Source organism: Cupriavidus sp. 05T42, assembly GCF_056396345.1.
In genome coordinates this window covers 217,096-238,926 of the sequence record NZ_JBFTLH010000007.1, presented here as the reverse complement: position 1 = coordinate 238,926, position 21,831 = coordinate 217,096, and the positions used below count along the sequence as shown (strand labels likewise).

The window sequence follows — 21,831 nt, the reverse complement described above, 5'->3', positions numbered from 1 at the left end:
CTTACTCCGCCTTGGCCCCCGAGTCCTTGGCCACCTTGGTCCACTTGACGGTCTCGGTCTTGATGAAGCCGGCGAGCTGCGGCGGCGTCATGTCGCCGGCGGTCACGCCCTGTTCCTCGAAGCGCTTCTGCACGTCCGGCTGCTTCAGCACCTTGGCCAGCTCGGTGCTCATGCGCTGGCGCACGGCCTCGGGCGTGCCGTGCGGCGCCATCAGCGCGTACCACGTGGTCACCTCGTAGCCCGGCACGCCGCTTTCCGCCACGGTCGGCACGCCCGGATAGGCCGCCGAGCGCTTGGCCGTGGTCACCGCCAGCGCCTTCACCTTGCCGCTCTTCACATGCGGATTGGCCGAGGGGCTGGTCTCGATGGCCATCTGGATCTGGCCGGCGATCAGGTCGGTCATCATCGGCGCGCCGCCCTTATACGGCACGTGGGCGATGTCGGTGCCGGTCGCCGCGCGGAACAACTCGCCCGAGAGGTGCTCGGTGCTGCCGATGCCCGCCGAGCCGTAGTTCACCTTGCCCGGATGCGCCTTGATATAGGCGATCAGCTCCTGCACGGTCTTGGCCGGAATCGACGGATTGACCAGCAGCACGTTCGGCGTCAGCGCCACCATGCCGATCGGTTCCAGGTCTTTCTGGAAGTCGTACGGCAGGGTCTTGTAGATGCCCGGCGCCATGGTGTGGGCGACGGTGGCCAGCAGGAAGGTGTAGCCGTCCGGATTGGCGCGCGCCACGATGGACCCGCCAATGGTGCCGCCCGCGCCGGGGCGGTTGTCCACCACCATCGGCTGGCCCAGCGCCTCGCCCAGTTTCTGGCCCACGGCCCGGCCGATGATGTCGGTGGTGCCGCCCGAGGCGAAAGGCACGACCAGCGTGATCGGCTTGGACGGCCAGCTATCGGCGGCGAAGGTGGGGATGGCAGGGAGGGCGGCAAGGGTGGCGGCGGCGCCAAGGCAGGCCTTGAGCACGGCACGGCGCGGCATGCGGATGGTCATGCGGGTCTCCGGGGGATTTTCTGGATATGTAATCCCCCCACTGTACTGAGACGTCCGCATCACAACCAGCCCCACGCCGGCGGGAGGTCTTCAGGATTTGTGAAGGGTCGCCCCGGGCCAGCGGCCCGCCGTTACCAGCCCGCGCGCCACGCTGTCCAGCACGCTGCGGGCGGCCAGGCCGGCCGGGGACAGTTCGTCGTCGGACAGGCTGACCAGCAGGTTGGGCCGGCGCACGCCCGCATCGGCAATCTCGATCAGCACCAGCGGCTCGCCCAGATGCCGCGCCACGGCCGCGCCGGGCTGGATGGTCGCCCCGAGGCCGGCGCGCACCGCATCCATCAGCACGGCCAGTCCGTCGATCTCCGCCACCACGTTGAGAGAGCGCTCACTACGCGCGAAGGCCGCGTTCAGCACCGCGCGCAGGCCGTGCGCGTTGCTGGGCAGGATCAGCGGCAGGCCGTCGAGTGCCTCCAGATGCACCGGATCGGTGGTCGGCAGGCCCGGCTGGTCCGGCCGGGCGATCACGAACAGCCGTTCCTCCAGCAGCGGCACCACGCTCCAGCGCTGGCCGGGTTCGAGCTGGAACAGCACGGCGAGGTCAAGCTGGCGCGCGCCGATCATCGTGGCGAGGTTGCCCGAGAGGCTCTCCACCAGATGCAGGCGGATGTCCGGGTAGCGCTCGCGCATGGCCAGCATGAACGGCGGGCCCATGACGGAGAGTGTGCTCGGCGCCATGCCCACGCTGACATGGCCCGAGAGGCGCGCGGTGCGCGCGGCGCGGGCGGCGTCATCGGCATGGCGCAGCGCGAGTTGGGCCTGGCGCCAGAAGGCGAGCCCGGCGTCGGTCGGCACCACGCCGGTGGAGGTGCGCTGGAGCAGCCGCGTGGACAGTTCGCTCTCGAGCCGGCTGATCTGCTGGCTCAGCGCGGACGTGACCACGCCCAGCCGCTGGGCCGCCTGGCCCATGCTGCCCAACTCCACCACATGCACGAAGTAGCGCAATTGGCGCAATTCCATCGTCTTCATCCCAGATCTGTCACGCGGAGCCGGTATTGTGCCTGTGCCGGGCCGCCTGGACGGACAAAGCGGGCCAGGATCACCAAACTTCACAGAAGTCATCCATACGCTAGTTGACCGAGCGTCCATACTGGATAAGCATGTAGGCGACCCCTGCGCAGGACCCACCTTCCACCCAAGGTATCCACCGGAGCTTTCCACCATGAACAGCCTTCCACCGACGCTGTGGTCTTTCCCCGCTTTTTCGTTCCAGGGCGCCTACGCGCTGGACGACAAGATGATCGAGAACTGGCGCAAGATGATGGGCCTGAACGCCGATTTCGCGAAATCCTGGATGGATGAAGCCCAGTTCGACTGGGCCTCCTGCTTCATGCCGCAAGACCCCGAGGAACTGTACGCGCGGCAGTGGACCAACCAGATGCCCTTCTTCTCGATCCCGATGCACTACGCCACCGCCATGCTGGAGCAAGGCGCGGCCATGCAGCGCGCCTGGCTCGACAACTGGGGCCGCATGTTCGGCATGTTMGGTATGCCGACGCTGCTGCCCGCGATGCCGGTGATGCCCGACATCGCCGCCGTGGCGACATCCGAAGGGGACATCGTCGACGTACCGGCCGTCGCCGTGCGCGAGACCCCGCGCAAGGGCAAAAGTGTCTGAAAACCGTCACTGAAGCCGACAGGTTCCCCGGGCTTTACACGGTATTTTCTGCAACGCACGGCCCTGACGCGACGTTTGCATCACAAATTGATCGGCACGATTGATGCGTCTACTGTTTAGTCAGTATGCTGATCGAGACACAAAGCGCCACCTGCCCGATGGCTTATAAAGCTGTTGAGGGCGCAGTCGAGGCAGGTATTTGAATCGCRCCCCATCCCGCGAGGCCCTTATGAGCAAGACCCTTATCTMCAGCATGTTCGTCGCCGCCGCTGCCATCGTMGCGATGCCGCTGGCCCACGCCCAACAAAAGCCCGTGGACCCGTACACGCAAGGTGCCAAGGTCGGCAAGCCCGATCCGTACACCGATGGTGCCAAGTCCGGCAAGTTCGATCCGTACACGGATGGCGCGAAGTCGTCGACCAAGACCGACCTGGCGCCGAGCAAGCCGGACCCGTACACCTCGGGCGCCAAGAGCGGCAAGCCCGACCCGTACTTGGACGGCGCCAAGACCGGCAAGCCCGATCCGTACACGGACGGCGCCAAGAAGTAAGGCCAACCGTCAGGCGGCAAGCCAGCCGCCCGTGACATCCGGCGCCTGATACCCGGCAAGCCCGGCACGCCCGCAAGGACGTGCCGGGCTATTTTTTTATCCTCCATCGTGCGGTGGATTTGCTCATCGCGGGCAGGCCATTCAGAATAGCGCTTCGTCCGGCTCGCCCCCGCCGGCGAGGAATCCATCTTGACTAGCCGCGCCCCTGCCGTCAAAGCCGACCCACCGGTCGCCTTTGGTCCGTTTACGCTGCATATCGCGCAGCGCCTTTTGCTGGAGTCCGGCCGCCCCGTGCGGTTGGGTGCGCGTGCGCGCAGCATCCTCGCCGCGCTGGTCGAACGTGCCGGCGAGGTAGTGGGCAAGGCCGCGCTGATCGCCTATGCCTGGCCCGACGGCGATGCCGAGGAAGCCACGCTGCGCGTGCACATGGGTGCGCTGCGCAAGGTGCTCGGCGATGGCCAGGGCGGCACGCGCTACATCGCCAGCGTGGCCGGACGCGGCTACTGCTTCGTCGCGCCGGTGGCACGCGCCACCGCCGAAGGTGCGCCCGGCGCACTCCCGGCAGCCCCCGCCCATGACGCCCACCTCCCCGCCCGCGTGACCCGCGTCATCGGCCGGGAAACCCTGATCGCCGCGCTCGCCCAGAGCCTGCCGCAGCGGCGCCTGCTCACGCTGTGCGGCGCGGGCGGCATGGGCAAGACCACCATCGCGCTGGCCATGGCCGAACGACTGCTGCCGGACTATGCGGACGGCGTGCGCTTCGTGGACCTTGGCCGCGTGGCCGACCCGGGACTGGTGGACGCCGCGCTGGCCGCCACGCTCGGCATGACGGCCGGCCCCACCGCGCGCGCGGCGCTGGTGGATGCGCTGCGGCACCGGCGCATGCTGATCGTGCTGGACAGTTGCGAGCACGTGATCGACGCCGTGGCCCTGCTGGTGCTGGCGCTACTGCAGGGGGCGCCGGACGTCCACCTGCTCGTCACCAGCCGCGAGCCGCTGCAATGCGAGGGCGAATGGGTCCAACGCGTGCCGCCGCTCGCCCTGCCCTCCCCGCGCAACGAAATCAGCGCCGACGAGGCGATGCGCTACCCGGCCGTGCAGCTATTCGTGGAGCGCGCCATCCACAGCGCCGACACCTTCCAGCTGCCGGACGCCGACGCGCCCGGCGTGGTCATGCTCTGCGCCAGCCTCGACGGCATGCCGCTGGCCATCGAACTGGCCGCCGCGCACGTGGAGACCTTCGGCGTCGCCCATCTGCGCCGGCTGCTGGACGACCGCTTCCAGATGTCGGCGTACAACAGCGACATCGTGCAGCCCCGCCACCGCACCCTGCGCGCGCTGCTGGACTGGAGCTACGACGTGCTGCCCGCCACCGAGCGCGTCGTGCTGACGCGGCTGGCCGTGTTCACCGGCGAATTCACGCTGGCCTGGGCGCGCGCGGTACTGGTGGACGCCGAGGTCAGCCGGGGCGATGTGGACACCGGCATCGCGTCGATGGTCGCCAAGTCGCTGGTCAGCGTGGATGCCAGCGAAGGCGTGGTGCGCTACCGGCTGCTCGCCACCACGCGCGCCTATGCGCTGGAACGGCTGGCCCGGGACGGCGCGCTCCGCGACCTCCAGGCCCGCCATGCGCTGCACTGGCGCGATGCACTGCGCGCCACCTGGACCGACGAACCGACGCTGACGCAGGCCGAATGGGCCGCGCGCTACGGCAACGCCATCGACGACGTGCGGGCCGCCATCGGCTGGGCGCTCTCCCCGGACGGCGACGCCGCCCTGGGCGCCACGCTGATCATCGCCGCGCTGCCGCTGGGCTACTTCCTCTCCCGTCTCGACGAATTCTGCGGCTACGCAGCGCGCGCGCTGGCGCTGGCCGACGAGGGCGCCGCCCCGCTCGACCCCACGCTGACCACGCGGCTGCGCGTGGCGCTGGGCACGCTGATCTATCACACGCGCGGCGTGGCCGCCGGCGCCGAAGACGCCTACCAGCGCGCGCTGCGCGACGCCACCGCGCTGGCGCAGCCGGGGGCGCAATCGGGCCCGCAACAGCAGGCGCTGGCCGGCATCGGCATGATCGCGCTGGCTTCTGGCGACTACGCCGCCGGGCGGCGCCACGCCGAGACCATGTGCGCACTGGCCGATCAGGACGGCGATGCGATGGCCCGCCTGTGGGCCGAACACACGCTGGCGCTGGCCCACCACTATCTGGGCGACCACGCCACGGCGCGGCATCTGGCGCGGCACGTGCGCACCCATCCGAGCCCGCTGGTGCGGCCCGTGGACAACCTCACCGCGCTGGTGGACCGCCGCGTCTGCATGCGCATCGTCGAGGCGCGCACGCTGTGGATCGAGGGCTACGCGGACAGCGCCGCGTCGCTGGTCGCCCAGTGCGTGGAAGACGCGCTGACCGACATGCCGCTGGCACTGGCGCAGGCGCTGGCATTCGCGGCCTGCCCGATCGCGCTGTGGCGCGGCGACGAGACCGCACTGGCCGACTACGCCAACCGGCTGCGCGAGCACTCGTTGCAGCACGCGCTGGTGGCGTGGCACGGCTGGGTGGAGATGCTCGACGGCGCGCTCGCGCTGCGCGACGATGCGCCGGGTGCCGTCGACACCGACGCGCACCATCGCCTGCAAGCCCGGATCACGCACACCGGCGGCAAGCAGGCCGATCTCTACGCCACCTTCGGCGCCCGCTTCGTGACGCCGCTGGCCATCACGCGCGCGACGGCGGGCAAGTCCGGCTGGTGCATGGCCGAAGTGCGGCGCGTGGCCGCCGAGGCGCACCCGCATCGGCACACGCACGCAGGCCGGTTGKCCGCCGCATCGGCGTTCGAGGACGCGTTGGACGTGGCCCACGCCCAAGGCGCACGCGCCTKGGCGCTGCGYGCCGCCACCAGCCTCGCCCGGGTGCGCCATGAACTGGGCGATGCTGACGACAGCACGCGCGCGGCTGAGTTGCTCGCGTCGATCTGCGCACGCATGCCCGAAGGACACGCCACGCGCGACTACCGGACCGCGCAGGCTGCGCTGGCGGATTGCGCCGCGATGCCGGCCATCGCACCCGAAGCCGACGCGGCGACCACGCAGGCACGCGCATGATCATGGCGAAGACCGACCCTGACAGCGCGGCCGGGCGCGCGTACCGCTTTGGCGCCTTCCTGCTACGGCCCGCGCGGCGCGAGCTGCTGGCGGACGGCGTGCCGGTGACGCTGGGCAGCCGCGCCTTCGACCTCCTCGCCGCGCTGGTCGAGCACGCCGGGCAGGTCGTTTCCCGCGATGCGCTGACCGCGGTGGCGTGGCCGCGCATGGTCGTGGAGGACAGCAGCCTGCGCGTGCAGATCGCCCATTTGCGGCGCGTGCTGGGCCCGGAAGGGCCGGGCATCGTCACGGTGCCGGGTCAGGGCTATCGCTTCGACGGCGTGGTGCAGGTCGTGGACGAGGGGGCCGCGCCAGCGGCGCAGGTCATACCGGCCGCGCGCGTGCTGCCGCGCCGCCTCACCGCCATCATCGGGCGCGATGCCGAGGTGGCCCGCGTGCAGGCGGCGGTCCAGCCGGGGCGAGTTGTCACCCTGGTCGGCATCGGCGGCATCGGCAAGACCACCGTGGCGCTGGCCGCCACCGAGCGGCTGGCGGGGGACTATGCCGATGGGATCTGCTTCCTGGACCTCGGCACGCTGCCCGACCCCGTACAGGGTCTCGCCGCCGCGTTCGGCGCGGCGCGGATGGACGCGCTCGGCCACGCCATGGCCGGCCATCGGCTGCTGGTGGTGCTGGACGGCTGCGACTACGCACCGGAAGCCGTGGCCGCCCTGCTCGCGCAACTGGCGCAGGCGCCCGGCGTGGCGGTACTGGCCACGAGCCGCCACCCGCTCGGCGCCGCCGCCGAACACCGCCTGCGGCTGCCGCCGCTGGACCTGCCTCCTGAGGGAGAGATCGAGATCGACGCGCCCCGGGCGCTGACCTTCGGCGCGGTGCAGCTATTCGCCTCCCGCGCGCAGGCCAGCGGGGCCGGCTACACGCTGACCGACCGCGACGCCCCGGTCGTAGCCGCGCTCTGCCGGCGACTCGACGGCCTGCCGCTGGCCATCGAACTGGCCGCCGGCTGCGTCGACGCGTTCGGCGTGCTCGGCCTGCTCGACCAGGCCGACGATCGATTCAACCTGCTCGAAGCCCGCCGCCGCAGCCCGCAGGAACGCCAGCGCTCGCTGCGGGCGTCGCTGGATTGGAGTTACACCCGGCTGTCCGCCCCAGCGCAGACCGCGCTGCAACGGCTGTCGGTGCTCGACGGGACGTTCACGCTGGCGTCCGCCACGGCAGCCATCGGCGCGGATGGCATCGACAACGCGGCAGCAGCGGACCTGCTGGAAGCGCTGGTGGCGCAGTCGCTCGTATCGCCGGAAGCCACCGATGACGGCCCGCGCTTCCGCCTGTCCGCCATGGTCCGCGCCTACGCGCGCGAGCGGCTGCGGGCCGTTACTTCGCCTCGATAGACTGGTAGGTGGAGACGTAGGTCGCGTCCGCGTAGACCCACGAGCGTATGAGGTTGATGCGCATGTCTTCGACATAAGACATGGTGTACCGGCGGCTGGTTTCGGCGCCCTCGGTCTCCGTGCAGATCATGTCGATGGCCATGCCGGTTAGCGTGGGCAGGATCTGGCTTGCCGCGTAGCGCCCGCCGGTCCGGCAAACCACCTTCGCCAGCTTCGGCGCGCCCGACACCTCCCCGCGCCACGACGATACGGAGAACGTCATCCGGGCATCGGGCTTCACGGTGGCGGGACGCTGCGCCGGCTCGTTCAGCATGACGTACTGKGGCGGCTCCATGGCTTTGGCGCCGTGCGTGTATTCCTGCTGTTTCATCGTCCACGGGAAGGTGTCCCCGAGGTAGAAGTTGCCGTAATAGGGGACGTCTTCCGTCGTGCTCGCCTGCTGGAAACACTGGAGGATCGGCGCCTTGACCACGKAACACACCGACTTGATTTCGACAAAATCCGATCGTTCGCGGGTCTTGATCGAGAGAAACGAATGCGTCTCCAACTGCTTGAATGGCAGCTTGCCGCCGAGCGAGGTCAGTTGCTTGCGGAAAGCGGGAGGCATGGCGGAGAGGACGAAGTCCGCGTCGAGGACATCCTGGCTGCTCTTGAAAGGCGCGGGCAGCACAGCAGTCTTTGGGCGTTCGGCGCGCGCCCGCCCACCCAGCAGGAGGAGGACGAGATCATCGCGATCCGCTTCGTCGATCTGGTCGACCGCGACGCGTACGACGGCTTCGACAAAGCACGCCGCGTCCTCGTCGGAAAAGTCCTTCTGACCCAGATCGATCAGCTTCTGGGCGCCGCCAGGCATCTTGGCGGCAACCTCAAGTGTCTTGGCACCGAACGTGCGTTCCAGCGCCGCCGTGCGCTCGACTGTCAATCGCGTGTGGGGAACGCTTCTGGCTTCGGCCTGAAGGCCCAGGTAGAACACACGGTAGGCTGCATCCAGGTCGATCGGCGCCGCCTCGTCAATTGGCGCGTTGCGGCGGCACAGCAATGGCATGCCGCTCCGCAAATAGGACATCCGGTTCTGGCTGTCGAGGCGCATCAGGTTCCGCGTCATCTCGCAGTGGCGGCATCCCTCGCTGGCAACCCGGTTCAACCGCGACTGCAATTCCTCGTCAGTAAGCCCCTTCCTGATCTCCGCATCATCCTCCGCAGCCTCCAGCCATTTCCGGACCGCCGGATTGCCCGCCAACTGGCGATCCGCGCCTTCGCGGCTCAGGGCGGAATCGGTCATCGGGTGGCTGCCGGCGCCGGGCGCCGCGGCATCTTCCGCCGCGCCTGCCGTGTGCATGGCAAGGAAAGTCCAGACTGCAACAAACAGCAACTGCAGGGCACGTCGTGTGAGCGTCATGATGGGAGGGAAGGTGCGGCGACTCGCCGAATTGGAGCGAGACCGTAKCACCGACGCCCCATCATGTCGCGGATGGCGAAGGAGGGTGTGTTGCGACCCGCCAACGCAGGACGCAGCGCCTGCTTTAGCAGGCTAGGTGAGCGCTGACTATCGGCGGGGCATGACCCCTCACCCCAACGTTCGCCTCGCCGCAGCCTGGATCGCTTGCACGGCCGCCGCGGTCATGACGCCCATCGCCAATACGCCCAGCGCGCCGAGGGCCACGGCGAGGAAGCGGCCCAGGGGGGTGGTCGGGACGACGTCGCCGAAGCCGATCGTCAGCGACGTAATCGCACAGAAATACAAGGTGCCGCCGAGCGACGCTGGCGACCGGCTGCCCGCGTCGACCGGGCCGCCGACGTAGTACATCGCCAGCGACAGCAGGACGAACAGCACGCTGAGGAAAATCAGGATCGAGCGCAATTGCCACAGCACGGCGGTGAATTCGGCAATGGCGTGGCGGGGGCGGATGGGTAGCTGCCCGGATTCGTTGCGGATGGTGGCCATAAGCGGTGGACTCCCTGGCAAGGTGCGGCGAAGGCCGCGCTAGTCCATGTTAGGTCCCGGATCAGCCCGCCGTGCGCTTCAGTCGCGTCGTGACCGAAAAGGTTTCCGCCGGATGGATGGTCACGGACACCTCGAAGGTGTCGCCGGCCTCGTCGATATAGCGGCGCACGATCTTCAGCACCGCCGCCCCCGGCTCCAGCCCCAGCGCGCGGCCGATGCGCGGGTCCGCCAGCGTGGTGGCGCGCACGTCCTGCTCGATCTCGGCAATCGGCCGCCCATGGCGCGACTCGATCAGGGCGCTGACCAGCACGTCGGGCGTGTCGCGCACGATCGGGCCGATGTCCGCGTAGGCGCTATCTATATAGATATCGGTCCAGGCCATGGGCGCGGCGCTGGCACCGTCGTCCAGCCGCACGCTGGAGATGCGCAGCCAGCGGGTGTCCGGCGCGCCGCCCAGGTCGGCCGCCACTTCTGGCGGCGCCGCCACGGTCTCCACCGACTGCACCACGCGCCGGTGCGCCTCGCCGAACTGCATGAGGTCTTCCACCGAGGCCAGCGTCGGTTTGAACACGGCCCGGGGCCGCGCGGCCTCCACGCGGGTGCCCACGTTCTTGCGGCGCGACACCAGCCCCATGTCCTGCAGGGACTGCAGCACCGCCCGGATGGTGTAGCGGCTGGCCTGGAACTGCTCGCACAGCGCGAATTCGGTCGGCAGCAGCGTGCCCACGGGGAATTGGCCCGTGGTGATGCCATCCAGCAGTTCGCGGGTGATCTCCGCTGCGTTTGTTTTACTCATAAAGGCCCGTTACATCACTTGATTGGCGCGGTGCGGCATGGCTGACGGCACACGGGTGGACGCCCCGGGTTTACGTCTATTTCGCAAATATGTTCGAACATATTTAATAGTCGATATGTTCGAACATATCTGAGATCCCATCAGCATGCCACAAGGTCGCACCATGCCCAACATTTCGATTCCCGCCGCCAGTACCGTTGTCGACTCCGCGCTGTTCCGCGACGCCTTCGGCACGGCGGCCATGCGCGAGATCTTCTCCGATGGCGCGCTGGTCCAGCGCTACATCGACGTCGAGATCGCCCTCGCCCGGGCCGAAGCCCGCGTCGGCGTGATTCCGGCCGATGCCGCCGAGACCATCGCCAGCGCCTCGCGCCTCGATCGCATCGACTTCGACCACATGCGCGAGGAAACCGACATTGTCGGCTATCCGATCCTCCCGCTGGTGCACCAGCTCGTGGAAATGTGCGGCGATGCCGGCCGGTACGTCCACTGGGGCGCCACCACGCAGGACATCATGGACACCGCCGTGGCCCTCCAGGTGCGCGACGCGCTGGACAGCATCGACGCCGATATCCGCACCCTGCGCGGCATCCTGGCCGACCTGGCTGCCCGGCACCGCGACACCCCGATGGCCGGCCGCACCCACTTGCAGCAGGCCCTGCCGGTGACCTTCGGCTACAAGGTGGCGATCTGGCTGGCGATGTTCGACCGCCACCAGCAGCGCCTGGCCGAGCTGCGTCCGCGCGTGGCCATGGTGGAGTTCGCCGGGGCCGCCGGCACGCTGGCGTCGCTGGGCGACAAGGGCTTCGCCGTGCAGCAGGCACTGGCCGAGGAACTGGGCCTGGGTGTGCCTGCCACCACCTGGCACGTGGCGCGCGACGGCTTTGCCGAGGCAGTGAACCTGCTGGCGCTGGTCACCGGCTCGCTGGGCAAGATTGCGCTCGACATCATGATCATGGCGTCCACCGAGTTCGCCGAGGTCTACGAGCCCTTCGTCAAGGGGCGCGGCGCCAGCAGCACCATGCCGCAGAAGCGCAACCCGATTTCGAGCGAACTGATGCTCGCCGCCTCGAAGGCAGTGCGCCAGCACGCCGGGCTGATGGTCGATGCGATGGTGCAGGACTTCGAACGCGCCACCGGCCCGTGGCACGCCGAGTGGATCGCCATTCCCGAGAGTTTCATCCTGACGGCCGGCGCGCTGCACCAGGCGAAGTTCGCGCTGGGCGGGCTGATCGTCGACGTGCCGCGCATGGCCCACAACCTCGGCATCACCAAGGGGCTGATCGTCGCCGAGGCCGTGATGATGCGCATGGCGCCCCACATCGGCCGCCAGCAGGCGCACGACGTGGTCTACGACGCCTGCCGCACCGTCAACGAGCAGGGCGGCACGCTGGCCGAGGCCCTGCTGGCGCTGCCGGCCGTGACCGAGCACTTCGACCGCGCCGCCATCGCACACATGGTGGACCCCGCCAATTACCTCGGCCTGGCGCCGCAGATGGTCGACCGGGCCATCGCGCTGTCCGGCGAAGTGGCCTGAGCCCTCCGGCCGGCGCCACGCACTGCTTTCCACACGATAAGACTGATTCAGGAGACAACCATGCACCGCTTCCCCACCTTCGTGCGCGGCGCGCTCGCCGCCGCCGCCCTGCTCACCGCCGTATCCGCCCAGGCCCAGAACTGGCCCACCAAGCCGATCACGTGGATCGTGCCGTTCGCGGCCGGCGGCCCCACCGACGCGCTGGCCCGCAACATCGCCGAGCGCGTGGGGCGCGAAGTCGGCCAGTCGATCATCATCGACAACTCGCCCGGTGCCGGCGGCACGGTCGGTGCGGCCAAGGCGGCCCGCGCGCCGGCGGACGGCTACACCATGCTCGTGGGGCATATGGGMTACATGGGCGCGGCGCAGGCGCTCTACAAGAAGCTGCCGTACGACCCGGTCAAGGACTTCGCGCCGGTGTTCCGCTTCCCGGACACGCCGATGGTGCTGATGGTGCGCAAGGACCATCCGGCCAAGGACGTGAAGGCGTTCGTCGAATATGGCAAGCAGCATCCGGGCAAGCTGTTCATCAGCAACGCCGGCATGGGCTCCACCTCGCACCTGATTGCGGCGATGTTTGCGTCGGCGGCGGGGATCAAGGTATCGCTGGTACCCTACAAGGGCGCCGGCCCGGCGCTGATCGATGTGATTGGCGGGCAGGTCGATGGCATGTTCKACCAGACCAACACGGCGCTGCCGCAGATCACGGAATCGAAAGTCCGTGCGCTGGCGGTGACCTCGGCATCGCGGGTGGGCCAGCTCAAGGACGTGCCGACGCTGGCCGAAACCGTGATACCCGGCTTCGAGGCCGCGACGTGGTACGGCATCTACGCGCCGAAGGGCACGCCGCAGCCGGTCATCGACAAGATGCAGGCCGCCTACCTGAAGGTGATGCACGACAAGGCGTTCACTGACCGCCTGTCGGCGCAGGCCATCCAGATGCTGCCGGCTGACAAGTACACGGCCAGCGCGCTGGGCAAGCACACCGAGGCGGAAGTGGCGCGCTGGAAGGTGCTCGCCGCCAAGGCCAATATTTCGCTGGACTGAGCGCCATGACAACGTCCCGGGTGGAGCGTGACGCCTTCGGCCCCGTCGATATCCCGGCGGACCGCTACTGGGGCGCCCAGACCCAGCGCGCGCTGGCCGTCTTCGGCATCGGCAGCGAGCGCTTTCCGGACTGCCTGATCCACGCCTTCGGCCTGCACAAGATGGCGGCGGCCGTTGCCAACCAGCAGCGCGGGGCGCTGGAGGCGGAGATGGCGGCGGCCATCGTCGCCGCGGCGGCCGAAGTGCGCAGCGGCGCGTTCGATGCGCATTTCCCGCTCACGGTCTGGCAGACCGGCTCCGGCACGCAGACCAACATGAATGCGAACGAGGTGATCGCCAATCGGGCCAACGAGCGGCTGGGCCAGCCGTTGGGGACCAAGCAGCCGATCCATCCGAACGATCACGTCAACCGCTCGCAGTCATCGAACGACAGCTTTCCCACGGTGATGCACCTGAGCGCGGTGCTGGAACTCGAAGACCGGCTGCTGCCGGCGATGGCCGCGCTGCGCGACAGCCTTCAGGCGCGCGCGACGGACTTCGCGGACATCCTGAAGCTGGCCCGCACCCACCTGATGGATGCCGTGCCGACCACGCTGGGCCGCGCCTTCGAGGGGTTCGCCGCGCAGATCGGGCACGGCATCGCGCGTATCGAGGGGACCCTGCCGCGCCTGCTGATGCTGCCGCAGGGCGGCACGGCGGCGGGCACCGGGCTCAACGCCCCGCCCGGCTTCGCGGAGGCATTCTGTGCGGAGGTAAGCCGCCTGACCGGCCTGCCGTTCCAGCCCAATCCTTGCAAGGTGGAAGGCATGGCCGCGCACGACGCCCTGCTGGAGTTGTCCGGCGTGCTGAACGTGATTGCGGCGTCGTGCATCAAGATCGCCAACGACCTGCGCTGGATGAGTTCCGGGCCGAACTGCGGCCTCGGCGAGCTGGTGATGCCCGAGGACGGGCTCACCTCGTCGATCATGCCGGGCAAGCGCAATCCGACCATCGCCGAAGTCATGGTGCAGGCCGGCATGCAGGTAGCCGGCAACCATGTGACGGTGACCATGGCCGGCGCCTCGGGCAGCTTCGAGCTGAACGTGGCCAAGCCGGTGCTGATCTACAACGTCCTCCAGTCCATCCGCCTGCTGGCCGACAGTGCGAACACCGTGGCCGAACGGGTCATCCCCGGGCTGGCGCCGGACCGCGCGCGGCTGGCGCGCCAGCTCGACAGCCCGCTGCTGGCAGCCACCGCGCTGAACCCGGTGATCGGCTACGACCAGGCGGCACGCATCGTGCGCCACGCCATGGCGTACGGCATGGCGCCGCGCGAGGCCGCCATCGCACTGGGTATCCTGCGTGGCGAGGAATACGACCGGCTGGTCGATCTCGAACGCATGGCGCGCGGCGTGGCGTAGCCCCGGGGTGCCTCAGCAGCGATAGTCCCCGCCATCGCGATCCAGCAGGCGCAGCAGCGCCGTCCACTCGCGGTCCAGGTGCACCGTGTCGAGGTAGGCGTAGTCGTCGTGCTGCTTGGCGGCGTGCTCGCAGACCTCGGGCGACGGCAGGGTGACCTTCTGGCCCATCGACAGCGTCTGCACCTGGATCTCGCAGGCGCGATTCAGGTAGAACATGCGCGTGAACGCCTCCGCCACCGAGCGGCCGGTGGTCAGCAGGCCGTGGTTGCGCAGGATCAGGTAGTTGGCGTCCTGCATCGATTTCACGATGCGCGAGCGCTCGTCCAGATCCAGCGAAATACCTTCGTAGTCGTGGTAGTTCACGCGGTTGTAAAACTGCATGCTGATCTGGTTCAGCGGCAGCAGGCCGCATTCCAGCGCGGCGACGGCCATGCCGGCGTCCGTGTGCAGATGGACCACGCACTCCACGTCGTGGCGGCTCTGGTGCAGGGCGCTGTGGATCGTGAAGCCGGCGGCGTTGACCTCGAAGCGGCTATCGCCGATCGGCCGGCCTTCGGTATCGATCTTCACGAGGCACGACGCCGTGATCTCATCGAAAAACCAGCCGTGCGGATTGATCAGGAACTGGTCCTGCGTGCCCGGCACGCGCACGGAGATGTGGGTGTAGATCAGGTCGGTGAGCTGGTACTTCGCGGCCAGCCGGTAGGCGGCGGCCAGTTGCACGCGCACCGCCCATTCTTCCTCGCTGATGTTGCGCGGCTTGCGGTTGCGGTGCGGGTCCGTGGTGGAAATCATGGTGGCGTCCTCTGGGGAAATCGGCGGAAGTCGACGGAAATCAGGCGAGCAAGGCAGTGATGACGATCTCCACGCGGTAGGCCGGGTCGGCCAGTTCGACCTTGCCGCAGCAGCGCGTGGGCGTTTCGCCGGGGGCCACCCAGGCGTCCCAGACCGCGTTGAAGCCGTCGAAGTCGGCCATGTCGGCCAGCCAGATCTGGGCGGTCAGCGCGCGGCGGCGGTCGGTGCCGGCCTCGGCCAGCAGGGCGTCTACCTTGGCCAGCGCCTCGCGGGCCTGGCTGGCGATATCGCCGGACTTGTCGTCAGCCACCTGGCCGGCCAAAAAGACCATGCCGTTGGCGATGACGGCCCGGCTGCGGCGGTGGTTCTGGTCCAGACGGACGATGGGCGATGCGGAAGATGTGGACATGGCGGGCTCAGGCGTGGGTCTTGACGATGCGGCGGCAGTGCTCCAGCGCGGCGCCGATCAGGTTGTTATTGGCCTCCGGTGTGCGGAAAGCCGAATGGGCGGACAACGTGACGTTGGGCAGCGTGGTCAGCACGTGGCCGGCGGGCATCGGCTCCACCGTKAACACGTCCAGCCCGGCGTGCGCCAGCTTGCCGCTGCGCAGCGCCGCGATCATGGCGTCTTCATCCACCAGCGCGCCGCGCGCCGTGTTGACCAGGATCGCGCCGTCGCGCATCGACTGGATGCGTTCCGCCGTGATCAGGCCGCGCGTCTCGTCGGTCAGCAGCAGGTGCAGCGACACCACGTCGCTCTGCGCCAGCAGCGTGTCCAGATCGACGAATTCCACGCCCTCGTGCGTCTTCGGCGTGCGGTTCCAGGCCAGCACGCGCATGCCGATACCCCGCGCCAGCCGCGCCAGTTCCTGGGCGATGCCGCCAAACCCGACCAGCCCGAGCGTCTTGCCGGTCAGCTGCACGGCGTCCGAGCGCAGCCAGTTGCCGGCGCGCATCTCGCGGTCCATGCGCGCGAAGTTGCGCGCGGCCGCCCACATCAGCGCGAAGGCGCACTCGGCCACGGCGGTATCCCCGTAGCCCTTGATGGTGTGCACCGTGATGCCGATCTCGGCCAACTCCTCCGGGTTCATATAGCTGCGCGGGCCGGTGCCCAGAAACACCACGTGCTTGAGGCCGGTGCACTGGCGGGCGATCTCGGTCGGCAGATGAGTGTGGTCGATGATCGCGATCGGCGCGCCGGCCAGCGTCGCGGGCAGTTGCTCGGGCTTGATCTCGGGCTGGCGGTTGATCGTCAGCGGCAGGTCATCGGCCCGGTGCAGGCGGGAAGCCACTTCCGACAGTGTGGGATTGGCATCGACGAAGACGGCGCGCCATGCACCAGCATCGGACGCGGGATTATGGGCGGCGGGGCGCGCAGGCGTAGCGGAAAGAGAAGAAGTCATTGTTTTTACTCGGCAATAAATAGGGGTGAACCATTACGGTGCCGATGAACCAAAACGGGGATCGATGAGGCCGCAACGGTGAAGCGCAGCATAACGCTTTACAGAATACAGATCAATAATTAAAGTCTGTATACAGGACGGAGTGCAGGGCCGGGAGCCACCCGGCCCGCACGTTGCCCCCACCACCCTGCCCTTGGAGCGTTCCCATGACGATGCGCCGACTTGCCCCGCGATTTGCCTTGCTTCCCGCCTCTCTGCTTGCTGTCACGTTGATGGGGCTGGCCAGCCCCGCCTCGTCCCAGGACACCAAGTCGTGGCCTAACAACACGATTGCCATCGTCAGCGGCTTCCCCGGGGGCGCCGCCACCGACATCTACGCGCGCCGGCTTGGCGTGGAGCTGAACAAGGAATTCGGCGTCTCGTTTATCTCCGATAATCGCCCCGGTGCGGGCGGAAATATCGCGTCGAGTCTCGTCGCGCAGGCCAAGCCGGATGGTTATACTTTCCTGCTCGGCACGGCCGGCACGCACGCGATTAATCCCGCGCTATATTCGAAACTGTCATTTGACGTGGTGAATGATTTCTCGCGCATTGCATTATTGGGCACGCTGCCGAATATCCTGCTCGTGAATCCCGAGAAGCATCCGGAGATCAAGACCTGCCAGGATCTGATCGCCGCCGCGAAGAAGGCGCCGGGCACGCTGAACTACGCCTMAACCGGCAACGGCGCCTCCGGCCATCTGGCCGGCACGCAGTTCGCCACGGCCTCGAAGACCAGCTACGTGCATATCCCGTACAAGGGCCAGGGGCCGGCCATGACCGCGCTGCTCTCGGGCGAGGTCGATTTCTTCTTCAACCAGAGTTCGCCGAGCCTGGGCGCCATCCAGTCTGGCAAGGTGCGTGCGTTAGCGGTCACTTCGTCGCAGCGCGTGAGTGTGCTGCCGAATGTGCCGACCGTCGCCGAGGCGTGCAGCCTGCCCGGCTTCGAAAGCACCACCTGGTACGGCCTGTTCGGCCCGGCCGAGTTGCCGGCGGACATCCAGACCCGGATGTCGCAGGCCGTGCTCAAGGCCATCGGCACGGAGAGCTTCCGCCAATGGCTGGTGAGCCAGGCGATCCAGCCCATCGCCGATGGCGGCCCGGCCGCGTTCAAGCGCACGCAGCTTGCCGATATGAAAACCTGGGCCAAAATCGTCAAGGATTCCGGCGCCCATATCGATTGACGCTGATATAGACCGATTCGCATGGCGGCGTGCCGGTTGCCGCGAGGTGTATACACCGCCGTGCACAGAATCGAATTCAGGTATATTCCAGCCTTTCGCCAGCACCGGCGAAAGGCTGATGACCGAAGACAGGACTCAATACCGTGGCAACCGTGGCAAGTGACAGCATCGTCGAGCAGGTCTATGACAAGCTCAAGCAAATGAGCGTGGGCTATGACTTCAAACCCGGCGAACGGCTCAACGAAGGCGTGCTGGCCAGTGCGCTGGGCGTCAGCCGCACCCCGCTGCGCGAGGCGCTGACCCGCCTGACGACCGAAGGGCTGCTGCGCTTCTCGCCGGGCAAGGGCTTCTTCTGCCGCGATCTGGATGCCCAGGAAGTGTTTTCCCTCTACGAGCTGCGCAAGGTGGTGGAAACCGAGGCGCTGCGGCTGGCCATCGTGCGTGCCAAGGAAGAGGACATCGACGCCCTGCTGTCCTTCCTGGAGAACACCGGCCCGGAGCCGGGCGACCGTACGGTGGAGGAACTCGTGAAGCTCGACGAGACCTTCCATGAAGGCCTGATGGCGATGTCCGGCAACCTGGAGATGCTGCGGGTGCTGAAGAACATCAACGCGCGCATCCGCTTCGTGCGCTGGATCGACATGGAGCGCTGCGACCGCCGCGTCAGCCAGAACGACCACCGCGAGATCCTGCTGGGCCTCAAGGCGCGCGACCCCGAGCGCTGCATCCCCATCCTCACCCGCCATATCGACCGCCGCCACGACCAGATCGCGACCGCCCTGAAGGAAGGGCTGGCGCAGATCTACATGGGCTGACGGCCGGCCCGCCCTACCTCCCGCCTTCCCCCAAAGAAAAAACCCCGCGATGCCATCGGCAACGCGGGGTTCGATGCCCTGCCGCGAACGGCAGGGCCGGCTGTGCCCGGAAACGCTTACACGTTCACGGTATCGGCCACTTCCTTGAAGTCTTCGATCTGGTCGAAGTTCATGTACTGGTAGATCTTGTCGCTGTTGGCGGTCAGCACGCCCATGTCGGCCATGTACTCTTCCTTGTTCGGGATACGGCCAAGGCGCGAGCAGATGGCKGCCAGTTCGGCCGAGCCCAGGTACACGTTGGTGTTCTTGCCCAGACGGTTCGGGAAGTTACGCGTGCTGGTGGACATCACCGTGGCGCCTTCGCGCACCTGTGCCTGGTTACCCATGCACAGCGAGCAGCCCGGCATTTCGGTGCGCGCACCGGCCGTGCCGAACACGCCGTAGTGGCCTTCCTCGGTCAGCTGCTTCTGGTCCATCTTGGTCGGCGGGGCCACCCACAGCTTCACGGGGATGTCGCGCTTGCCTTCCAGCAGCTTCGAGGCTGCGCGGAAGTGACCGATGTTCGTCATGCACGAGCCGATGAACACTTCGTCGATCTTGGCGCCGGCCACGTCGCCCAGCGTCTTCACGTCGTCCGGGTCGTTCGGGCAGGCGACGATCGGCTCATGCACGTCGGCCAGATCGATCTCGATCACGGCGGCGTACTCGGCGTCAGCGTCCGGCTCCAGCAGCTTCGGATCGGCCAGCCACGCTTCCATGGCCTTGATACGGCGCTGCAGGCTGCGCGGGTCCTGGTAGCCCTCGGCGATCATCCACTTCAGCAGCGTGATGTTGCTGTTGATGTACTCGATGATCGGTTCCTTGTTCAGGCGCACCGTGCAACCGGCGGCCGAACGCTCGGMGGAGGCGTCGGACAGCTCGAAAGCCTGTTCCACCTTCAGTTCGGGCAGACCTTCGATTTCCAGGATACGGCCCGAGAAGATGTTCTTCTTGCCTTGCTTGGCCACGGTCAGCAGGCCCGACTTGATCGCGTACAGCGGAATCGCGTTGACCAGGTCGCGCAGCGTGACGCCGGGCTGCATCTTGCCCTTGAAGCGGACCAGCACCGATTCCGGCATGTCCAGCGGCATCACGCCGGTGGCAGCGGCAAACGCCACCAGACCGGAGCCGGMCGGGAAGCTGATGCCGATCGGGAAACGGGTGTGCGAGTCACCGCCGGTACCCACGGTATCCGGCAGCAGCATGCGGTTGAGCCACGAGTGGATCACACCGTCGCCCGGGCGCAGCGAGATACCGCCGCGCGTGCTGATGAACTGGGGCAGCGTGTGGTGCGTCTTCACGTCCACGGGCTTCGGATAGGCGGCGGTGTGGCAGAACGACTGCATCACCAGATCGGCCGAGAAGCCCAGGCAGGCCAGGTCCTTCAGCTCGTCGCGCGTCATCGGGCCGGTGGTGTCCTGCGAGCCCACCGAGGTCATCTTCGGTTCGCAGTACGTGCCCGGGCGGATGCCCGTGCCGTCGGTCAGGCCGCAGGCGCGGCCAACCATCTTCTGGGCCAGCGTGTAACCCTTGCCGGTATCGGCCGGGTTCTGCGGCAGGCGGAACAGCGTGGACGGGGCCAGGCCCAGTGCCTCGCGGGCCTTGGCGGTCAGGCCACGGCCGACGATCAGCGGAATCCGGCCGCCGGCGCGCACTTCATCGAACAGCACGTCCGACTTGACCTTGAATTCGGCGATCACGGCGCCGTTCTTGAGCGCCTTGCCTTCGTACGGGCGCAGTTCGACCACGTCGCCGGTGTCCATCTGCGACACGTCGAGTTCGATCGGCAGCGCGCCGGCGTCTTCCATCGTGTTGTAGAAGATCGGGGCGATCTTGCTGCCCAGGCACACGCCGCCGAAGCGCTTGTTCGGCACGTAGKGGATGTCTTCGCCGGTGAACCACAGCACCGAGTTGGTGGCCGACTTGCGGCTGGAGCCCGTGCCGACCACGTCGCCCACGTAGGCCACGAGGTTGCCCTTCTCCTTCAGCGACTCGATGAACTTCACCGGGCCGCGCTTGCCGTCTTCCTCGGGCTCGAACGCGGTGCCTTCACGCTTGTTCTTCAGCATGGCCAGCGCGTGCATCGGGATGTCCGGGCGCGTGGTGGCGTCGGGGGCCGGCGACAGGTCGTCGGTGTTGGTCTCGCCCGGCACCTTGAACACGGTGATGGTCATCGACGCCGGCACTTCCGGACGGTTCGTGAACCACTCGGCGTCGGCCCAGCTTTGCAGCACGGACTTGGCGTTGGCGTTGCCCTTGTCGGCCTTTTCCTTCACATCGTGGAAGGCGTCGAACATCAGCAGCGTGGTCTTCAGCGCGTTGCCGGCCACGGCGCCGACTTCGGCGTCGTCGAGCAGCTCGATCAGCGGGGAGATGTTGTAGCCGCCGAGCATGGTGCCCAGCAGTTCGGTGGCGCGGGCGCGCGAAATCAGCGCGGTCTTCTCCGAACCCAGGGCCACGGCGGCCAGGTAGGAAGCCTTGACCTTGGCGGCGTCGTCCACGCCGGCCGGCACACGGTAGGTGATCAGGTCCAGCAGGGTCTGTTCCTCGCCCGCCGGCGGGTTCTTGATCAGTTCGATCAGCTCGGCGGTCTGCTTGGCGGTCAGCGGCAGAGGGGGAATGCCAAGCGCGGCGCGTTCGGCAACATGGGCGCGATAGATATCAAGCATGGGAACCTGCTGGTAATAGGGTTGTAACGTACAGCTTTGTCTCTGTGGGTCCAGCGGCACAGCACACCGCTGGTTGCCGCGTGATTGTAATCCGAAGTCCGGCCCAGATCAAATGTCTTATATCTTATATAAGACTTAAATCGCAACACCCGCGGCTCCACAACGGTTGGCGGCACATAAGACTCGCGGAACTGACATGAAAGGTGTCCGGAGGTCGCCACCCGCCCTGCCGGCAGCCACGCGAGCCGGGCCGCGGCGCCGGCCTTTTAAGATATTCATCGATCACATTCACACGTCATGCAAGACGTGCGTCTTAAGTTCCGGCGCGCCCATTCGTTAACCATGGTGCAGGCGCTAATGGCGCGCCCATGCGCCTCCGCGTCCGATGCCCGCCCAGCTCAAACGGCCAAGCTGAGTGGGTTTCCCCCTTTTTATCGGCCCTTTGCT

Annotated in this window: 18 protein-coding genes; 9 read left to right on the top strand and 9 right to left on the bottom strand. The window is 67.7% G+C overall.

Going from position 1 to position 21,831, the window contains the following annotated elements; genetic code table 11:
* Position 1 precedes the first annotated feature (1 nt).
* Both AC1EJR_RS12355 and AC1EJR_RS12350 read right to left on the bottom strand, forming a co-directional pair.
* Complete coding sequence (locus tag AC1EJR_RS12355; RefSeq protein WP_477113200.1) at positions 2-997, bottom strand: Bug family tripartite tricarboxylate transporter substrate binding protein; 996 nt, start codon at positions 995-997, stop codon at positions 2-4.
* Between the two features lie 90 nt (positions 998-1,087).
* Positions 1,088-2,014: a LysR family transcriptional regulator gene (locus AC1EJR_RS12350; protein WP_092296191.1), complete on the bottom strand. Its 927-nt coding sequence runs from the start codon at positions 2,012-2,014 to the stop codon at positions 1,088-1,090.
* Between the two features lie 202 nt (positions 2,015-2,216).
* Here AC1EJR_RS12350 and AC1EJR_RS12345 point away from each other — a divergent pair, with 202 nt between their 5' ends.
* The 4 genes from AC1EJR_RS12345 to AC1EJR_RS12330 all read left to right on the top strand — a co-directional run bounded on the left by AC1EJR_RS12345 (position 2,217) and on the right by AC1EJR_RS12330 (position 7,715).
* Positions 2,217-2,672 (top strand): polyhydroxyalkanoate granule-associated phasin, encoded by a 456-nt coding sequence (locus AC1EJR_RS12345; RefSeq protein ID WP_477147128.1) that lies wholly within the window; start codon positions 2,217-2,219, stop codon positions 2,670-2,672.
* Between the two features lie 229 nt (positions 2,673-2,901).
* Positions 2,902-3,222 (top strand): hypothetical protein, encoded by a 321-nt coding sequence (locus tag AC1EJR_RS12340; RefSeq protein WP_477147127.1) that lies wholly within the window; start codon positions 2,902-2,904, stop codon positions 3,220-3,222.
* A gap of 189 nt (positions 3,223-3,411) precedes the next feature.
* Positions 3,412-6,324 (top strand): ATP-binding protein, encoded by a 2,913-nt coding sequence (locus AC1EJR_RS12335; protein ID WP_477147126.1) that lies wholly within the window; start codon positions 3,412-3,414, stop codon positions 6,322-6,324.
* Between the two features lie 2 nt (positions 6,325-6,326).
* Positions 6,327-7,715 carry an ATP-binding protein gene (locus tag AC1EJR_RS12330; protein WP_477113199.1) on the top strand — a complete coding sequence of 463 codons (1,389 nt, stop codon included), beginning with the start codon at positions 6,327-6,329 and terminating at the stop codon, positions 7,713-7,715.
* Here the strand turns inward: AC1EJR_RS12330 and AC1EJR_RS12325 are convergent.
* The 3 genes from AC1EJR_RS12325 to AC1EJR_RS12315 all read right to left on the bottom strand — a co-directional run bounded on the left by AC1EJR_RS12325 (position 7,699) and on the right by AC1EJR_RS12315 (position 10,456).
* On the bottom strand, positions 7,699-9,114 hold the full coding sequence (locus AC1EJR_RS12325; RefSeq protein ID WP_477147125.1) for a hypothetical protein: 1,416 nt from the start codon (positions 9,112-9,114) through the stop codon (positions 7,699-7,701). The two genes, AC1EJR_RS12330 and AC1EJR_RS12325, sit on opposite strands and share 17 nt — an antisense overlap.
* Before the next feature lie 168 nt (positions 9,115-9,282).
* Complete coding sequence (locus AC1EJR_RS12320) at positions 9,283-9,660, bottom strand: potassium channel family protein (protein WP_441592590.1); 378 nt, start codon at positions 9,658-9,660, stop codon at positions 9,283-9,285.
* 61 nt (positions 9,661-9,721) lie between these two features.
* Complete coding sequence (locus AC1EJR_RS12315; RefSeq protein WP_441592591.1) at positions 9,722-10,456, bottom strand: GntR family transcriptional regulator; 735 nt, start codon at positions 10,454-10,456, stop codon at positions 9,722-9,724.
* Positions 10,457-10,619: 163 nt separating this feature from the next.
* Between AC1EJR_RS12315 and pcaB the strand changes: the two genes are divergently transcribed.
* From pcaB to AC1EJR_RS12300, 3 genes are read left to right on the top strand one after another with little or no spacing between them, the layout of a single operon-like run.
* Positions 10,620-11,993, top strand: a complete 1,374-nt coding sequence (gene pcaB, locus AC1EJR_RS12310) for a 3-carboxy-cis,cis-muconate cycloisomerase (protein WP_441592592.1) — start codon at positions 10,620-10,622, stop codon at positions 11,991-11,993.
* Between the two features lie 60 nt (positions 11,994-12,053).
* Positions 12,054-13,040 (top strand): tripartite tricarboxylate transporter substrate-binding protein, encoded by a 987-nt coding sequence (locus AC1EJR_RS12305; protein ID WP_477147124.1) that lies wholly within the window; start codon positions 12,054-12,056, stop codon positions 13,038-13,040.
* Positions 13,041-13,045: 5 nt separating this feature from the next.
* The gene (locus AC1EJR_RS12300; protein WP_441592594.1) at positions 13,046-14,440 is read left to right on the top strand and encodes a class II fumarate hydratase; all 1,395 of its coding nucleotides are present in this window, start codon (positions 13,046-13,048) and stop codon (positions 14,438-14,440) included.
* A gap of 12 nt (positions 14,441-14,452) precedes the next feature.
* On the opposite strand, the gene AC1EJR_RS12295 is transcribed toward AC1EJR_RS12300, so the two are convergent.
* The 3 genes from AC1EJR_RS12295 to AC1EJR_RS12285 are packed head-to-tail and all read right to left on the bottom strand — an operon-like array spanning position 14,453 to position 16,638.
* Positions 14,453-15,235 carry a class II aldolase/adducin family protein gene (locus AC1EJR_RS12295; RefSeq protein WP_441644488.1) on the bottom strand — a complete coding sequence of 261 codons (783 nt, stop codon included), beginning with the start codon at positions 15,233-15,235 and terminating at the stop codon, positions 14,453-14,455.
* Between the two features lie 40 nt (positions 15,236-15,275).
* Positions 15,276-15,644 carry a RidA family protein gene (locus AC1EJR_RS12290; protein WP_092295566.1) on the bottom strand — a complete coding sequence of 123 codons (369 nt, stop codon included), beginning with the start codon at positions 15,642-15,644 and terminating at the stop codon, positions 15,276-15,278.
* Between the two features lie 7 nt (positions 15,645-15,651).
* Positions 15,652-16,638, bottom strand: coding sequence for an NAD(P)-dependent oxidoreductase (locus AC1EJR_RS12285; RefSeq protein WP_477147123.1), 987 nt, complete (start codon positions 16,636-16,638; stop codon positions 15,652-15,654).
* Positions 16,639-16,877: 239 nt separating this feature from the next.
* On the opposite strand from AC1EJR_RS12285, the gene AC1EJR_RS12280 reads away from it, so the two are divergent.
* A complete protein-coding gene (locus tag AC1EJR_RS12280; RefSeq protein WP_477147122.1) occupies positions 16,878-17,861 on the top strand; it encodes a Bug family tripartite tricarboxylate transporter substrate binding protein in 984 nt (327 codons plus the stop codon).
* Between the two features lie 143 nt (positions 17,862-18,004).
* Positions 18,005-18,676, top strand: coding sequence for a GntR family transcriptional regulator (locus tag AC1EJR_RS12275; protein ID WP_092295573.1), 672 nt, complete (start codon positions 18,005-18,007; stop codon positions 18,674-18,676).
* A gap of 116 nt (positions 18,677-18,792) precedes the next feature.
* Here AC1EJR_RS12275 and AC1EJR_RS12270 read toward each other — a convergent pair whose 3' ends face one another.
* The gene (locus tag AC1EJR_RS12270) at positions 18,793-21,384 is read right to left on the bottom strand and encodes a bifunctional aconitate hydratase 2/2-methylisocitrate dehydratase (RefSeq protein ID WP_477147121.1); all 2,592 of its coding nucleotides are present in this window, start codon (positions 21,382-21,384) and stop codon (positions 18,793-18,795) included.
* Positions 21,385-21,831 lie beyond the last annotated feature (447 nt).

What these genes read in the sequence shown, in the direction of transcription:
- pcaB (WP_441592592.1), top strand. Translation starts at nt 10,620, where the DNA reads ATGCCCAACATTTCGATTCCCGCCGCCAGTACCGTTGTCGACTCCGCG.
- AC1EJR_RS12300 (WP_441592594.1), top strand. Translation starts at nt 13,046, where the DNA reads ATGACAACGTCCCGGGTGGAGCGTGACGCCTTCGGCCCCGTCGATATC.
- AC1EJR_RS12315 (WP_441592591.1), bottom strand. Translation starts at nt 10,456, where the DNA reads ATGAGTAAAACAAACGCAGCGGAGATCACCCGCGAACTGCTGGATGGC.
- AC1EJR_RS12290 (WP_092295566.1), bottom strand. Translation starts at nt 15,644, where the DNA reads ATGTCCACATCTTCCGCATCGCCCATCGTCCGTCTGGACCAGAACCAC.
- AC1EJR_RS12295 (WP_441644488.1), bottom strand. Translation starts at nt 15,235, where the DNA reads ATGATTTCCACCACGGACCCGCACCGCAACCGCAAGCCGCGCAACATC.
- AC1EJR_RS12355 (WP_477113200.1), bottom strand. Translation starts at nt 997, where the DNA reads ATGACCATCCGCATGCCGCGCCGTGCCGTGCTCAAGGCCTGCCTTGGC.
- AC1EJR_RS12350 (WP_092296191.1), bottom strand. Translation starts at nt 2,014, where the DNA reads ATGGAATTGCGCCAATTGCGCTACTTCGTGCATGTGGTGGAGTTGGGC.
- AC1EJR_RS12320 (WP_441592590.1), bottom strand. Translation starts at nt 9,660, where the DNA reads ATGGCCACCATCCGCAACGAATCCGGGCAGCTACCCATCCGCCCCCGC.
- AC1EJR_RS12330 (WP_477113199.1), top strand. Translation starts at nt 6,327, where the DNA reads ATGGCGAAGACCGACCCTGACAGCGCGGCCGGGCGCGCGTACCGCTTT.